The organism is Streptomyces sp. 8K308 (assembly GCF_004348315.1).
Classification (GTDB): domain Bacteria; phylum Actinomycetota; class Actinomycetes; order Streptomycetales; family Streptomycetaceae; genus Streptomyces.
Map to the genome: position 1 here is coordinate 1 of NZ_SMKC01000168.1, position 14,570 is coordinate 14,570.

Sequence of the window (14,570 nt, forward strand, 5' to 3'; positions counted from 1 at the left end):
GGTCGGCGGGGGGCATGGGGCGGGCGTAGTGCCAGCCCTGGCCGGTGTCGCAGCCGATGCGGCGGAGGCGCTCGGCCTGGGCCGGGCCCTCCACGCACTCGGCGGTCACCGTGAGGCCGAGCTTGTGGGCGAGCTGGACCAGTGAGGTCACGATCGTCTCGTCGGCCGGGTTGAGGTGGCGGGCCGTGCGGAAGCCGCGCACGAACATGCCGTCCAGCTTGAGGGCCCGCACCGGAAGGCGGCTGAGGTAGGCGAGGTTGGAGTAGCCGGTGCCGAAGTCGTCGATCGCGATCCGCACGCCCATGTCGGAGAGCGCCTGCAGGGCCTGGAGCGGGCGGCCGGCGGAGCCCATCACGGCGGACTCGGTCAGCTCGAGTTGCAGCAGCCCGGACGGCAGCCCGGACTCCTGGAGCGCCTCCGCCACGTCGCTCACCAGGTCCGAGTCCCAGACCTGCCTGACCGCCACGTTGACGCTGACGAACAGCGGCGCCCCCGGGTGGTCGAGCTGCCAGCGACGGGCCTGCCGGCAGGCCTCCCGTAGCACCCAGCGGCCGAGCGGCACGATCGCGCCGTTCTCCTCGGCCAGGCCCACGAACTTGTCGGGGCCCAGCTTGCCGAACCGGGGGTGGTTCCAGCGCACCAGCGCTTCGGCCCCGCGCACGACGTCGTCCGCGAGCCCCACGATCGGCTGGTACTCCAGCGTGAACTCCCCGCGCTCGACGGCCGGGCGGAGCGTGGAGGAGAGCGACTGCCTGGTCATCCGGTTCGCGTTGCGCTCCGGATCGAAGAGCGTCCACCTGGCCTTGCCGTCGGCCTTCGCCCAGTAGAGCGTGGTGTCGGCGGCCTGCATCAGGTTGGTGGCCGTGGTGCCGGCCGCCTTGCGCTCCACGACGCCGATGCTGGCGGAGACGGCGAGCCGCTGGCCGCCCAGGTCGAACGGCGGCCGCAGGGCGGTCAGCATGGCGTCGGCGAGACCGGTCAGCTGCTCGGTGCCGGTCGACCCCTCGACAAGCACCGCGAACTCGTCGCCGCCGAGCCGCGCCACCAGGTGCCCGCCGGCGCCCGTCGCGCACTGCGCGAGCCGCTGGGCCGCCGCGCCGAGCAACTGGTCGCCGACCCGGTGGCCGAGCGTGTCGTTGATCGCCTTGAACCCGTCGAGGCCGAGGTAGCACAGGCCGATCCGGCCGGTGGCCGAGTCGGCGAGCGCGGTGGTGAGGCGCTCGAAGAACAGCGCGCGGTTGGGCAGCCGGGTGACCGGGTCGTGCATCTGGATGTGCCGCAGCCGCTGCTGGAGGTCGCGCCGCTCGCTGATGTCCTGCACCACGAGCAGCGCCACCGACCGCCCGTCCTCGTCGCCGGTGGGTGACACGGTGACCTCGGCCCACAGGGTGTGCCCGTCGGCGTGCTTGAGCCGCCTGGTGCAGCGCATCCGGTCGCGGTGGCCGCGCAGCACCGCGTGGTACGAGCCCCGGGTGCGGCCGTCGAGGCCGAGCCCGGTCACGGCGTCGGCGCGCTGGCCCGCGAGGGCGGCCGGGTCGACGCCGAGCAGCACTCCGAGAGCCGGGTTGGCCGCCAGGATCTGGCCGGATCTGCCCACCAGCGCCATCGGCAGCTGGGCGATCCGGAAGGCCGCCCGATAGTCCCGGAGAAGCTCACTCTCCGTGAAGGATGTCGGGGTCGCGCCGAGGCCGCCTTCGGGGTCTTGGCCCGGTCCTTTTGAGGGTCCGTTCACCGATCGCTCCCGGAGGGGACTGGTCGCCTGGCGGATGCCGCTGTCGGGCCCTCGCCGGCTGCCCGCTGGCGCATCCGCGCTGGAAATGTGGCGATCATAGAGGCTGCGGAGCGGCTGGAGCCAGTGCCCACTGGGCCTGTCTCGATTCCTGAAATCTGTGCTTGCGACAAAGTTTCGAGAAGCTGATCGTTTCTGCTCGGCGCCTTTGCGCTCCCGATCGTTAACGAACGATGAATACGCAGGGTAATCGTATTGCCCTTGACCCGCGCGGCCTACTGAAACAGGCCAATTCCCCCTGAATCGGAACAGAGTGGGGGCAGCGCTCCGCGTCGTTCCCGCGCCGTTTCCCGCAGCGATCCCGCTCTGCCCGATGGGAGGTCGATGTGCGCCGCGCCTACCGCAGACCGGCGGCCGTGCTCACCGCCCTGGCCGCCCTCATGGGCACCACGCTCACGGCGGGACCCGGCACCGACGCGGCCGCCGACGAGCCCTGCGGCCTGCCGCGCTCCGCGATCCACCACTCGGAGGGCGTCGACACCTGGAACGAGGACTACCCGCGGCCGGTCGGCGTCCTGAGGGCCGTGATGCTCTTCCTCTCCTTCCCCGACGCCCGGCCCGAGGTCACCCCGGCCCTGATCGCCAAGGAATACTTCCCGGCCACCACCGACTACTTCCGCGCCGCCTCCTACGGCCGGCTCGACCTGCGCGCCACCGTCACGGACGGGTGGATCGAGATGCCGGAGGACTCCCGCTCCTACGCCATACAGCGCGACTGGGAGCCGGACCGGCGCTCGGCCTACCTCCGCGACGCCCTGCGCGCCGTCGCGCCCCACGTCGAGCTGGCCGACTACGACGTCGTCTACCTGGTCGCCGATCCGGACGCGCCCGGCGTGGACTCCGACGCCACCAAGGTGGTCAACTTCGATCGCCCCATGACCGTCGGGGACGCCAGCGTCCGCCGGGTCGTCACCGTCTTCGAGAGGCGCCCGCCCGACCGCAACGTGCTGGCCCACGAGACCGGGCACGTCTTCGACCTGCCCGACCTCTACAACCGCCCCGAGGACGGCTACGGCGACTGGGACACCCATGTCGGCGACTGGGACCTGATGGGCAGCCAGTTCGGCCTCTCGCCGGATCTCTTCGGCTGGCACAAGTGGAAGCTCGGCTGGCTCGACGCCGACCACGTCGACTGCGTGCGCGGCCCCGGCACCACCCGGCACACCCTGCAGCCGCTGGCCGCGCCCCTCGACCACTCGTCGCCCGGCACCGACACCCGGCTCGCCGTCGTCCGCACGGGGGCCAGGGAGGCGCTGGTGGCCGAGGCCCGCGCCCCCCTGGGCAACGACGCCACCACCTGCACCCACGGCGTGCTGCTCTACCGGGTGCGCAGCGACGTGGCCTCGGCCGACGGGCCCATCGAGGTGCTCGACGGCCATCCGGAGACCAGCGCCTGCCACGCCGCCTCCGTCCACCCCAGGCTGGCCGACGCCCCGCTCGCCACCGGCGAGAGCTACTACGACGCCGAGGCCGGCATCCGCGTCGAGGTCGGCGCCCGCACGGCGACCGGCGGCTGGGACATCAAGATCGTGCGGGAGTGATCGAAGAGCAGCGCTGGCCTTGGCTGGCCTGGGCGCGTCGGCATGACGCGAGTCGCCGAGCTGACCGAGTCATCAGCCGCACCACCTCAACCACGAGCCGCTCGGCCGCCCCCATTTGGCCACCCCGTCCCGCCCGAACAGGGCCGAGGTGTGTTGACCGCGAGGTTGTTAACGCGGGTGATCGGGGGTTGGCCTTCGAGTGCGGTGTGGCGGCGATGGTAGTTGTAGGTGTGGAGGTAGTCGTTGAGGGCGGCGGTTCGTTCGCTGTTGCTGCCATAGGGGCGAATGTAGGCCCATTCATCCAGTAGGTCCGGTTCAGGCGTTCGACTTTGCCGTTGGTCTGGGGTCGGTAGGCGCGGGTGAGCTTGCCGGTGGCGCCGAGGTCGGCCAAGCTCTGCTTCCACAGGGTGCTTTTGCGGTAGGACCAGGCGTTGTCGGTCAGGACACGTTCGATGCGGTCGATGCCCACGCCTGCGAACCAGGCGGCGGCTCGTCGCAGGAAGGCGGCGCGGGTGGCGGCCTTCTCGTCCGGCAGCACCTCGCTGTAGACCAGTCCGGAGTGGTCGTCGACGGCGGAGTGGACCTAGTCGAAGCCGACACCGGTCTTCGCCGCGCGTCCCGCTTGCCGGCCCAGGACCCTGTGGCCGCCGCCGTCGGGTATCCGGCCGAGCTTCTTGACGTGCACATGGACTAGTTCACCGGGCCGCTCACGCTCGTAGCGGCGGATCACGGCGCCGGTGGGCCGGTCCAGGAAGGCCAGGCGGGAGGCCGTGGCGGACCAGGATCCGGTGCACGGTCGAGGCGGGCAGGCCCAGGATCGGACCGATCACGGCCGGGCCGAGCTTGCGGGTCCTGCGCAGCTCACACACCCGCGTCTCCACAGCGTCCGGTGTGCGGTGCGGGGTGGTCCGCGGGCGGCTGGGACGGTCGGCCAGGCCGGCCTCGTCCTCGGCAACGAACCTGCGCACCCACTCGTGCGCGGTCGTCCGGGAGACACCCATCCCAGCGGCGACATGGGCGACAGGGCGACCCGAACGGACCCGCTCGACCAGCAGCCGCCTGCCATGAACGGTCAGCCGGGCATTACGGGGGACACGAAGACCTCCATGCGGTGCAGTCCTCGACAGCTCCACCACATCGGAGGTCTTCGCCATGACCAAGCCCCAACGAGTGTCAACAACGCTCGTGATCAATACACAATCGCTGTGACCTCACCTCATACACGATCACGCCATGGGCCGTCCGGCACCAGGGCGCCGAGCACGGTCAGCAACTGCGGCGGCTCAACCTGGTCCGGCAGCGAGTCCAGATCCGACCACGCGATCCAGGCATGCGTGTCCAGGTTGGTCTGCTCGTCGGAAAGCAGGCCGGTCCGCACCAGGGATGGTTGCTCGTCGGCAAACTGAGCGACGAAGAAATGCTCCGTCCCGATGTACCGCTTGCCGTTCCACTGCACATCACGGTCGACGAGCACCGACCGGTCAAGGACGGCAGCCGTGTCGAGTCCGGTTTCCTCGGCCAGTTCACGTCGTGCCGCCACCAGCGGTGTCTCGCCAGGTTCGATGCCGCCACCGGGCGGCTCCCAGAGCCAGGTCCCGTCGAAAGGATCCTGCCAGTGCAGAAGCAGCAGGCGGTGGGCAGCGTCCAGGCAGATGACCCGGGCGGCGGGCCGGTGCGTTGCTTCCACCGTCCTGACGCTATGCGGTGCTCGAAATGTCGATCAAGACCTGCGCATGCCCTCAATCACTGGAATCGACATACAGGAGCGCACATGGCCGGTAACGTTCGGTGCGGAAGCTGTCAGGGGAAGGGGTACGTCTTAGCACCCCGCCACTCAAGGGGCGAGGACGACGTGCCCACCGAGGACGAAGAGCAGCAGTGCGCCATGTGCAACGGCACGGGATGGGTGAAGCAGTAGATGGCTGACGCGGATGCTGACGAGGGCATCGAGTGCCCGGGTCCGCACCGGCAGTGCCAGGCGTGCACCGGTTCGCGGATCGAGGTCCGGGAGACGCTGTACGTGTCCAGCGACGGCCGGGGCCAGGGCGTCGCCGCCCCCCACCGCTGTTGGCACTGCAAGGGACGCGGTTACTACTGCACCGCCACACCCCGCTGTCACCCCGCCCACGAGTAACCCGAGCATGACGATGCCCGCTACCGGCTCACCCACGAGACTGACGAACTGCCCGCCCGGCCGCCGAAGTCGGGCACTGCTTGATCGTTTAGCGCTCGGGCCAGCAGTGGGCCAGCTAGCGATCATGAAAGCCGGCCTTAAGAAGCAGAGAAGCCCCTCACCCGCCGTTTCCGGCTGGTGAGGGGCTTCCTCATCAGGTGCGCCGCCAGGGACTCGAACCCCGGACCCGCTGATTAAGAGTCAGCTGCTCTAACCAACTGAGCTAGCGGCGCCTGCTGACGTCGTAGACTCTAGCACCCCGATCCGACGGAACAAAAATCGGTTAGGAAGCGCCCTCGGGACGGCGTCGCAGCAGCTCACGACCGAACTCGATCATCTTGACGGCGTAGTCCTCGGTCCACCCGGCGCGCTCCGCGACGGCCGCCGCGGGCAGCCGGTCGAAGCGCCTGGGATCGGCCAGTCGGGCGGCGGCGATCGCCTGGAACTCCACCGAGCGGTCGGCGGCGGCCTGGAAGGCCACCGCCAGCTCGGTCGCCCGGTCGAGCAGCTCGCCGGGCTCGCTGATCGACTCGAGCGCGAAGAAGTGCTCCTCGTCCGGCTGCTCGGCCGGCGGCTCGAAGAACAACGCCGCCGGGCGCCGGTACCGCGGCGGCTCGGGCGCCTTGCCGGAATCGGACATGCGGACGCTCTCCTTACCTGGCCTTGTCCGGCCTCGCCTGGGCTCGCCGGACCGTCCGGCCCGGGCCCGTCTCAGGACGGCGGGGCCAACTGCTCCCGCCGCGCCGCTCCATTGTGCCGTGCCGCCCCGCCGAGCCGCTCGCGCTCGGGCAGCCACTCGGCGGCCCGACCGTCGCGCGGCCGCGGCGGGACGACGCCCTCGACGCCGTCCGGCACCGGGTCCGACCAGCCGAACCGCCGCCTGACGTGGTCCGCGAGCCGCAGCAGCGGGCGGGAGAGCAGCAGGCCGAGCACCATCACGCCGGCGCCGGCCACGGCGTCCGTGAAGTAGTGGTTGGCCGTGCCCATGACCACCATGGTGGTCATCAGCGGGTACCCCACGGCCAGCGCGCGTACCAGCGGGTGGCGGGAGCCGTAGTGCCACAGCGCGGCGCCGCACCACAGCGACCAGCCGACGTGCAGGCTCGGCATCGCCGCGTACTGGTTGGTGAAGTCGCCCATCCCGCTGGGCGCGCTCGCGTCGTCGGCCCACCAGCCGTACGCGGCGTACTGCGCCAGGCTGTCCACGAAGCCGTAGTCGCCGGGCAGCAGCCGGGGCGGGCTGGTGGGCAGCAGCGTGAAGCCGACCAGGCCGAGCAGCGTGGAGACCAGCAGCCAGGTGCGCATCAGCCGGTAGTGCGGGGGCCGGCGGCGGTAGAGCCAGAGCAGGATGGCCGGCGTCACGATGTAGTGCAGCGAGGCGTAGGCGAACGACGAGGGGACGCCGATCCACGCCTCCTGCGTGAACAGTTCGTTGAGCGGGACCTCGGGGTGCAGCCACAGCGCGTTCTCCATGCGGAGGATGCGCAGGCCGTTGTCGACCGCGGTGCCCACGTCGCCGCGGGCCATCAGCCGGGCCACGGTGTAGGCCCCGTAGACGACCACGATCAGCAGCAGCTCGGTCCACCAGCGTGGTCGGTCACGGGGCATGCGGACTCAGACTCCCCACTCGCGTTGCCTTCATGTCGGGTTCATGCTCTCGGCGACTCACGGTCTTGTGATGAACACCACCGTAAGCCGGAGCACGGAGGTAAGGACGCCGGGGGAGCCCTCCATGGTTGCGTGCGGGATGATGAGTGGCAGATGGGACAGACGGAGAGGACGGTCATGGCATCGCGCATCGTGCTGGTCCGGCACGGAAGAACCGCCTGGTCGGTGGCCGGGCGGCACACCGGCCACACCGATGTGCCCCTGCTCGACGAGGGCCGTGCCCAGGCGAAGGCGCTCGGCGCCCGGCTGCAGCAGGCGCCCTGGCGCGGCCTGCCGGGCGCCGAGGTGCGCACCAGCCCGCTGTCCCGAGCCAGGGAGACCTGCGAACTCGCCGGGTTCGGCGACCGCGCCACCGAGTGGGACGCGCTGCGCGAGTGGGACTACGGCGACCAGGAGGGCCTGACCACCGAGGAGATCCGCGCCCGGCGCGGCGGGGACTGGGTGATCTGGCGCGACGACGTCACCGGCGGCGAGACGATGGCCGGGTTGTCGGCGCGCGCCGACGCCGTCGTCGCCTGGGCCCGTGAGGCCGAGCCGGACGCGGTGCTCTTCGCGCACGGCCACGTCCTGCGGGCGATCGCCGCCCGCTGGCTGGGCCAGGACGTGCGGTTCGCGGCCCGGCTCCGGCTGGACGCGGCCGCGCTCTGCGCGCTGTCCTGGGCCTACGGCGAGCCGGCCATCGAGCGCTGGAACGACACCGGCCACCTGGAGACCGCCGGCTGACCCGCGGCTGACTCGACCGGTCCGCTCACCGGCCGAGCCAGCCCCCGTCGACGGGCAGCACGACGCCCGAGACGTAGTCGGCGGCCCGGCTGGCGAGGAAGACGGCGGCGCCGCCCAGGTCGTCAGCGGCGCCCCAGCGGCCCGCGGGGATGCGGTCCAGGATCGCCCGAGCGCGGACCGGGTCGTCCTGGAGCGCCTGGGTGTTGTCGGTGGCGATGTACCCGGGCGCGATGGCGTTGACGTTGACGCCGTGCGGCATCCACTCGTTGGCCAGCGCCTTGGTCAGGCCGGCGATGGCGGACTTCGAGGCGGTGTAGCCGGGCACGTTGACGCCGCCCTGGAAGCTGAGCAGCGAGGCGGTGAAGATGATCTTGCCGCGGCCGCGCTCCAGCATCGACCCGCCGACGGCCTGGGTCAGCGCGAACTGGCTGGTGAGGTTGACCGCGATGACGTGGTCCCAGAGCGTCAGCGGATGCGTGGCGGCCGGCGCGCGCTCGATGGTGCCGGCGTTGTTGACGAGGATGTCGACGCCCTCGCCGGCCAGCCGGGCGCCGAGTTCGGTGACGGCCTCGCGGTCGGCGAAGTCCACCCGCAGGCCGGTGAAGCGGCGCCCGGCCGCCGTCACGCGGCGCGCGACCTCGCCGCCGTCGGGCTCCATCGAGGCGCTGACGCCGATGATGTCGGCGCCGGCCACGGCCAGGGCCTCGGCCATGGCGAGACCGATGCCGCGGCGCGCCCCGGTGACGACCGCGGTGGTTCCGGTGAGGTCGAACAGCTGACCGCTCACGCGTCGGCTCCCTTCGCGGCCACGTCGATGAGGATCTTCATCGCCTGCCCGGCCTCCAGCGTGGCGAACGCCCGTGCGGTCTCGGTGATGGGCTCGACGCGGCTGATGATCCGGTCGGCCGGGATCACGCCGTTGGCGAGCAGTTCCACGGCCCGCTCGAAGTCGGCGCGCTGGTACACGCGGGCGCCCAGGATCCGCAGCTCGCGCCAGAACACCCGCTGCAGGTTCACCGGCCGGGGCTCGGGGTGGATGGCCACGACGACGAGGGTGCCGCGGACCTTCACCAGGTCCGTGGCGCCGAGGACGGCCGCGGCGGCGCCCGAGACCTCGAAGACGACGTCGGCGCCGGCGCCGCCGGTCCACTCGGTCACCCAGGCGGCCTGGTCGGTGGCCCGTGGGTCGAGCACCTCGAAGCCGAGCTCGGCGACGGCCGCGCGCCGCCCGGCGTCTATCTCGACCACCACCACCTCGGCGCCGGCGTGGCGCGCGACCAGGGCGATGAGCGCCCCGATCGGGCCGCCGCCGATGACGACCGCGCGGTCGCCGGCGGCGAGCCCGGCGCGGCGCACGTCGTGCACGGCGACCGCGACGGGTTCGGTGAGCGCCGCGTGGTCGAGGGGCAGCTCCCTCGGCAGGGCGACGAGGTGGTCGGCCCTGACGTTCCACAGCCGTTGCAGGGCGCCTGGGGAGTCGAGGCCGATGAAGGTGAGGTTCTGGCAGACGTGCTCGTTGCCGGCCAGGCAGGCGGGGCAGGTGCCGTCCCATTCGAGCGGCATGACCGTGACGTGGTCGCCGACGCGCCAGTCGGTGACCCCCTCGCCGAGGGCGTCGATCACCCCGCTCATCTCGTGTCCGGTGATCGCCGGCACGCGCACCCGGGCGTCCATGTTCCCGTGCAGCACGTGGAGGTCCGTGCCGCAGATCCCGGTGTAGGCGACGCCGATCCGCACCTGTCCTGGACCGGGTGGCTCGGGCTCGGTCTCGCGGATGCCGATCTCGCGGCTCCCGAGGTAGTTGGCTGTCAGCACCGGATGGGCTCCCCTCGCGTACGACGTTGTCCGTCCAGCGGGCAGCGTACACGACGAGGAGGGCGATACATCAGATGAATCAGTGAATCGTCTTCGATGGATCCGGGCGGATGGCGGTGTGGGCGCCTTGTGTGGGCTCAATCGTCAGACCTATGCTGGTCGCACCGTTTACCGACGCCAGAGTGGAGAAGTGATGGCCCGCATCGTCAGCGTCCAGGCGACCGACGTCCGGTTCCCGACGTCCCTGAGCCAGGACGGCTCCGACGCCATGAACAAGGACGGCGACTACTCGGCCGCCTACGTCGTCATCAGGACCGACGACCCCCGGCTGTCCGGATACGGGTTCACCTTCACCATCGGCCGCGGGAACGACGTCTGCGTGCTCGCCGCTGAGCAGCGGGGGCTGCCGCTGGTCGGGATGAGCGTCGAGGAGGTCGTGGCCGACCTCGGCGGCGTCTACCGGCACCTGAAGTCCGACTCGCAGCTGCGCTGGCTCGGCCCGGAGAAGGGCGTCGAGCACCTGGCGATGGCCGCCGTGATGAACGCCGTTTGGGATCTCGCGGCGCGGGTGGCCGGCAAGCCGCTGTGGCGGCTGCTGGTCGACATGACGCCGGAGGAGCTGGTGGACGTCGCCGACCTCACCTACCTCTCCGACGTGTTGACCCGGGACGAGGCGGTCGCCCTGCTGGCCGAGCTCGCCCCGACCAGGGAGGAGCGCGTCGCCGAGCTCGCCAGGACCGGCTACCCCTGCTACACCACGAGCGCCGGCTGGCTCGGCTACTCGGACGACAAGCTGCGGCGGCTCTGCCAGGAGGCGGTGGACGCCGGATACCGGCACGTCAAGCTGAAGGTCGGGGCCAGCCTCGACGACGACGTCCGCCGGCTGCGCATCGCCCGCGAGGTCATCGGCGACGACGCCCATCTGATGATCGACGCCAACCAGGTCTGGGACGTGCCCCAGGCCATCGAGTGGGTGGGCGCGCTGGCCGAGTTCAAGCCGCTGTGGATCGAGGAGCCCACCAGCCCCGACGACGTCCTCGGGCACGCCGCGGTCCGCAGGGCCGTCGCGCCCATCGGCGTGGCGACCGGCGAACACGGCATGAACCGCGTCCTGTTCAAGCAGATGTTCCAGGCCGAGGCGATCGACTACTGCCAGCTCGACGCGGCCCGGCTCGCCAGCGTCAACGAGATCCTCGCCGTCTACCTGATGGCGAGGAAGTTCGGCGTCCCGGTCTGCCCGCACGCCGGCGGCGTGGGCCTGTGCGAGCTGGTGCAGCACCTGTCCATCTTCGACTACGTCGCCGTGTCGGGATCGCTCGAGAACCGGGTGACGGAGTACGTCGACCACCTCCACGAGCACTTCGTCGACCCGTGTGTCATCGAGAACGGCGCCTACATCCTGCCGAGCCGCCCCGGCTACAGCGCGGAGATGCACGAGGAGTCCGTGGCCACCCACACCTTCCCGACGGGCGCCTACTGGGCCGGGGTCACCGGCCCGTCGGGCGCCTGAGCCCCGCCGGAGCCCAGGCTCGCGGTGAGGTACTGCTCGACCGCGAGCAGGTGCACGCCCATCCGCAGCCGGGACGCGTCCGGGTCCCGTGACCGCAGCGCGGCCAGGATCGCCCGGTGCTCCCGGTGGGTGACGAGCTCGGTGCCCTCCTCGTTGATGGCCCGCCACAGCCGCGCCCGGACGGTGCGGCTGGCCAGGGCCTCGATCAGCGCCTCGAGCGTCGCGTTCCCGCAGGCGCCGGCGATCACCCGGTGGAAGGCGATGTCCGCCTCCATGACGGCCTCGTGCGAGGGGGAGCCGGGGCCGTTGAGCAACTCGTCCATCGTGGCCAGGATCCCCTCTGCGCTGGCCAGCTCGGCGTCGGAGATCCGCAGCGCCGCGCGCCCGGCGGCCTCCACCTCGAGCACCCGGCGGACGGACTGCAGCTCCACCACGCTCTCCGGACGCTGGAGGTCGGCGAGGAAGGTCATCGGGCTCATCAGGATCCGCGGATCGAGCGCGGTGACGTAGGTGCCGGCGCCCTGCCGCGTCTCGAGCACCCCCGTCATGGTGAGCGCGCGCACCCCCTCGCGCAGCGAGCTCCGCGACACCCCGAGCTGGGCCGCCAGGTCCTTCTCAACGGGCAGCCGGGCGCCGGCGGCCAACTCGCCGCCCATGATCATGCGCTTGATGCCGTCGACCACCACGTCGGTCTGCGATCGAGCCTGGTTACCGCTTGTCACACGCCCAGCCTACAGCGTATTCATCAGATGACTTGGCGCCCCGAAAACCAGAAAACATCAGACGAAGGCATCCCCAATCCGCCCCGAATGTGCCTCTAATGCGGTAACTACTTGGTGGTAACTATTGCGTCTGGCTGCTAGTCATCAGATGATTCCGCTTCAGCTGGCACGTCTTGCACAATGACGAAGGAGTCGACGATGACAGGGACACAGCAGCGGGCGGCGCGACCGCCCATCGGGGCGACGCGGGTGCGCTGGCTGATCATCTGGGTCGCCTTCGTCGGTCTCTCGATCAACTACCTCGACCGGGCCAGCCTCAGCGTGGCCCTGCCCTTCATGGGCGAGGAGTTCGAGCTGAGCGCCACCCAGGAGGGCCTGGTGTTCGCCGCGTTCTTCTGGGCCTACGACGCCTGCCAGCTGGCGGCCGGCTGGTACGTGGACAAGGTCGGCCCTCGACGCTCCTTCACGTTGGCCGCGATCTGGTGGTCGGTGTTCACGGCCCTCACCTCGCTGGCCCGCGGCTTCTGGTCGCTGCTCACCTTCCGCTTCCTGCTCGGCGCCGGCGAGAGCCCGGCCCCGAGCTCGGCCGCCAAGGTGACGGCCACCTGGTTCCCCACCCAGGAGCGCGGCTTCGCCACCAGCGTCTGGGACTCGGGAAGCCGAGTCGGCGCCGTCATCGCGCTGCCGATCGTCACCGCCATCATCGCCGTGTTCAGCTGGCACGCCGTCTTCCTGATCATCGGCGCCTTCGGCATCGTCTGGGCGGTCGTGTGGTGGCGGATCTACCGCGACCCGCGCCAGCACCCGAAGGCCAACGCCGCCGAGATCGAGTACCTGGAGGCCGGCGGCGCCCGCACCGCAGAGACCGACGCCGAGGACGCGCGGCGGATTCCGTGGCGCTCGCTCTTCCGCTACCGCACCGTGCTCAGCATGATGTTCGGGTTCTTCTGCCTCAACTCGGTGATCTACTTCTTCATCACGTTCTTCCCGTCCTACCTGGTCGACGAGCGCGGCTTCGACCTGCTGAAGCTCGGCTTCTTCGGGGCGATACCCGGCATCTTCGCGGTGCTCTCTGGCTGGACCGGCGGACTGCTCGCCGACCGGGCGATCCGCCGCGGCGCCTCGGTCACGCGGGTCCGCAAGACGGTGATCGTCGGGGGCCTTGTCGGCGGCTCGGTGATCATGTTCGCGGCGCTGGTCCCCGAGGCGTGGATGGCCCTGGCGCTCCTTTCGCTCGCCTACGGCAGCCTGACCGTCGCCGGCACCGGGATCTGGTCCCTCCCCGGCGACGTCGCGCCGAGCTCCCGGCACGTCGGCTCCATCGGCGGCCTGCAGAACTTCGCGTCCAACTTCGCCGGCATCCTGTCGCCCATCGCGATCGGCGCGCTGGTGGACGCCACCGGCTCGTTCGTCGTCCCGCTCTTCGTGATCGGCGGCATCGCCCTGGTGGGCGCGCTCAACTACCTGCTGATCATGGGCAGGATCGAGCCGATCAGGCTGACCGGGGACGAGGTCGGCGCCCCGCGGGAACCGGTCGGCACCTGAGCCGCGCCGACCAGGCAGGACCCGGTCAGCCGGCCGTCCACTCGGCGCGCCGGTCGAGGAAGCCCGCCACCGCCGGGTCGCGGCGGGCCGGCCGCAGCCGCACCGACAGCGCGTCGAGCATCGCCCTGATCCGACCCGACCGCACCTGGCCGAGCAGGTCGACCGCGCGCCCGGCGTGCGCGGCGGCCTCCTCCGGGCGGTCGAAGGCCGCCAGGTGCTCGGCGTGCTCCACCGAGTACAGCGCGATGTTGCGCGCGAAGTGCGGCTCCCGCAGCGCCGCCGTCACGGCCTCGGACGAGCAGGCGGCGGCGCGCTCCCACCGGCCGAGCACCGCCCAGCACCCCGCCTGCTGGCTGGCGAACTCGGCCTCGCCGAAGAAGGACATCCACTCCGGCGCGGCCTCCGCCGAACCGTGGCCGCGCTCGAAGGCGCTCCGCGCGCGGGAGAGCGCCGCCTCGCAACCGCCGCGGTCGCCGAGCGCCGCCCAGCCGCTGGCCTCGCGCAGCGCGAGCAGCGCGGTCAGGTGCGGCAGGCCGAGCGCCCTGGCCGCCTGCTGTCCGGCCTGCGCGGCCCGCACGGCCTCCCGGGGGCAGCCCGCGTCCCTGGCGAGGAAGGCGGTGTTGCAGAACGCGTGCGCCTCGAGCGCCGCGTCGCCGCCGACCCGGGCGGTCGCCAGGGCCTCGGCGTAGTACGAGCGCGCGTCGGCGAGCCGGCCCGAATCATGGGCCAACCAGCCCACCGAGATGGCCAGTTCGCCGGCGCCCGACTGCAACCGGTCGTGCACGGTGGCCCGGCGGGCGCCGGTGTCGACCAACTGGTAGGCGAGGCGCAGGGCGTCCTCCGCCATGCGGAACAGCGTGTCGGCCCCGAGTCTGTCGTCGAGGAGCCGGATGTCGGTGACCTTCCGGTGCACCGCGGCCACCTCGTGCTCGCCGGGTCGGCCGCCGGCGGCCGCCGCCGCGGTGCCGGCGGACAGGGGGGACAGGGTGGTCAGGCTCGCCACGGCGGCGGGACCGCCGGTCATGAACGCGCGACGCAGCACGTCGCCCTCCTCCGGGTCGTCGGTGATCGGGGTGGGGTGTGC

At 71.5% G+C, this 14,570-nt stretch carries 13 protein-coding genes, 1 tRNA gene and 1 pseudogene; 5 read left to right on the forward strand and 10 right to left on the reverse strand.

Features of this window, described 5'->3' with window-relative positions:
- The coding region (locus E1265_RS21795) for an EAL domain-containing protein (RefSeq protein ID WP_243740998.1) at window positions 1–1,621 on the reverse strand (1,621 nt) is incomplete at its 3' end.
- Window positions 1,622–2,169: 548 nt separating this feature from the next.
- Between E1265_RS21795 and E1265_RS21800 the strand changes: the two genes are divergently transcribed.
- Complete coding sequence (locus tag E1265_RS21800) at window positions 2,170–3,330, forward strand: M6 family metalloprotease domain-containing protein (protein ID WP_132932496.1); 1,161 nt, start codon at window positions 2,170–2,172, stop codon at window positions 3,328–3,330.
- A gap of 164 nt (window positions 3,331–3,494) precedes the next feature.
- On the opposite strand, the pseudogene E1265_RS21805 reads toward E1265_RS21800, so the two are convergent.
- Window positions 3,495–4,484, reverse strand: a pseudogene (locus E1265_RS21805) (IS481 family transposase); the annotation flags it as partial.
- Window positions 4,485–4,546: 62 nt separating this feature from the next.
- Window positions 4,547–5,017: an NUDIX domain-containing protein gene (locus tag E1265_RS21810; protein ID WP_132932476.1), complete on the reverse strand. Its 471-nt coding sequence runs from the start codon at window positions 5,015–5,017 to the stop codon at window positions 4,547–4,549.
- 231 nt (window positions 5,018–5,248) lie between these two features.
- Between E1265_RS21810 and E1265_RS21815 the strand changes: the two genes are divergently transcribed.
- The gene (locus tag E1265_RS21815) at window positions 5,249–5,464 is read left to right on the forward strand and encodes a hypothetical protein (RefSeq protein WP_132932478.1); all 216 of its coding nucleotides are present in this window, start codon (window positions 5,249–5,251) and stop codon (window positions 5,462–5,464) included.
- 198 nt (window positions 5,465–5,662) lie between these two features.
- Here E1265_RS21815 and E1265_RS21820 read toward each other — a convergent pair.
- The 3 genes from E1265_RS21820 to E1265_RS21830 all read right to left on the reverse strand — a co-directional run bounded on the left by E1265_RS21820 (window position 5,663) and on the right by E1265_RS21830 (window position 7,111).
- Window positions 5,663–5,736 (reverse strand) — tRNA-Lys (locus E1265_RS21820).
- 50 nt (window positions 5,737–5,786) lie between these two features.
- On the reverse strand, window positions 5,787–6,143 hold the full coding sequence (locus tag E1265_RS21825) for a hypothetical protein (protein WP_132932480.1): 357 nt from the start codon (window positions 6,141–6,143) through the stop codon (window positions 5,787–5,789).
- Window positions 6,144–6,214: 71 nt separating this feature from the next.
- On the reverse strand, window positions 6,215–7,111 hold the full coding sequence (locus E1265_RS21830; protein ID WP_132932481.1) for a phosphatase PAP2 family protein: 897 nt from the start codon (window positions 7,109–7,111) through the stop codon (window positions 6,215–6,217).
- Window positions 7,112–7,288: 177 nt separating this feature from the next.
- On the opposite strand from E1265_RS21830, the gene E1265_RS21835 reads away from it, so the two are divergent.
- The gene (locus tag E1265_RS21835) at window positions 7,289–7,894 is read left to right on the forward strand and encodes a histidine phosphatase family protein (protein ID WP_132932483.1); all 606 of its coding nucleotides are present in this window, start codon (window positions 7,289–7,291) and stop codon (window positions 7,892–7,894) included.
- Window positions 7,895–7,919: 25 nt separating this feature from the next.
- Here the strand turns inward: E1265_RS21835 and E1265_RS21840 are convergent, their stop codons facing one another.
- Entirely contained in the window at window positions 7,920–8,681 is a 762-nt protein-coding gene (locus E1265_RS21840; RefSeq protein ID WP_132932485.1) for an SDR family oxidoreductase, read from the reverse strand.
- Window positions 8,678–9,706: an alcohol dehydrogenase catalytic domain-containing protein gene (locus tag E1265_RS21845; protein WP_243741000.1), complete on the reverse strand. Its 1,029-nt coding sequence runs from the start codon at window positions 9,704–9,706 to the stop codon at window positions 8,678–8,680. Before E1265_RS21845 ends, E1265_RS21840 begins: the two co-directional genes overlap by 4 nt.
- 196 nt (window positions 9,707–9,902) lie before the next feature.
- Between E1265_RS21845 and E1265_RS21850 the strand changes: the two genes are divergently transcribed.
- Window positions 9,903–11,219, forward strand: a complete 1,317-nt coding sequence (locus tag E1265_RS21850; RefSeq protein WP_132932488.1) for an L-fuconate dehydratase — start codon at window positions 9,903–9,905, stop codon at window positions 11,217–11,219.
- On the opposite strand, the gene E1265_RS21855 is transcribed toward E1265_RS21850, so the two are convergent.
- Window positions 11,183–11,941 carry a FadR/GntR family transcriptional regulator gene (locus E1265_RS21855; RefSeq protein WP_132932490.1) on the reverse strand — a complete coding sequence of 253 codons (759 nt, stop codon included), beginning with the start codon at window positions 11,939–11,941 and terminating at the stop codon, window positions 11,183–11,185. The two genes, E1265_RS21850 and E1265_RS21855, sit on opposite strands and share 37 nt — an antisense overlap.
- Window positions 11,942–12,139: 198 nt before the next feature.
- On the opposite strand from E1265_RS21855, the gene E1265_RS21860 reads away from it, so the two are divergent.
- Window positions 12,140–13,486 carry an MFS transporter gene (locus tag E1265_RS21860; RefSeq protein ID WP_132932492.1) on the forward strand — a complete coding sequence of 449 codons (1,347 nt, stop codon included), beginning with the start codon at window positions 12,140–12,142 and terminating at the stop codon, window positions 13,484–13,486.
- 25 nt (window positions 13,487–13,511) lie between these two features.
- Here E1265_RS21860 and E1265_RS37205 read toward each other — a convergent pair.
- Window positions 13,512–14,570, reverse strand: a 1,059-nt coding sequence (locus E1265_RS37205) for a hypothetical protein (RefSeq protein WP_165953832.1), incomplete at its 5' end; no start/stop codon positions are given.

Coding starts and splice junctions, on each gene's coding strand:
- E1265_RS21800 (WP_132932496.1), top strand. CDS start 2,170: ATGGGCACCACGCTCACGGCGGGACCCGGCACCGACGCGGCCGCCGAC.
- E1265_RS21815 (WP_132932478.1), top strand. CDS start 5,249: ATGGCTGACGCGGATGCTGACGAGGGCATCGAGTGCCCGGGTCCGCAC.
- E1265_RS21825 (WP_132932480.1), bottom strand. CDS start 6,143: ATGTCCGATTCCGGCAAGGCGCCCGAGCCGCCGCGGTACCGGCGCCCG.
- E1265_RS21830 (WP_132932481.1), bottom strand. CDS start 7,111: ATGCCCCGTGACCGACCACGCTGGTGGACCGAGCTGCTGCTGATCGTG.
- E1265_RS21835 (WP_132932483.1), top strand. CDS start 7,289: ATGGCATCGCGCATCGTGCTGGTCCGGCACGGAAGAACCGCCTGGTCG.
- E1265_RS21850 (WP_132932488.1), top strand. CDS start 9,903: ATGGCCCGCATCGTCAGCGTCCAGGCGACCGACGTCCGGTTCCCGACG.
- E1265_RS21860 (WP_132932492.1), top strand. CDS start 12,140: ATGACAGGGACACAGCAGCGGGCGGCGCGACCGCCCATCGGGGCGACG.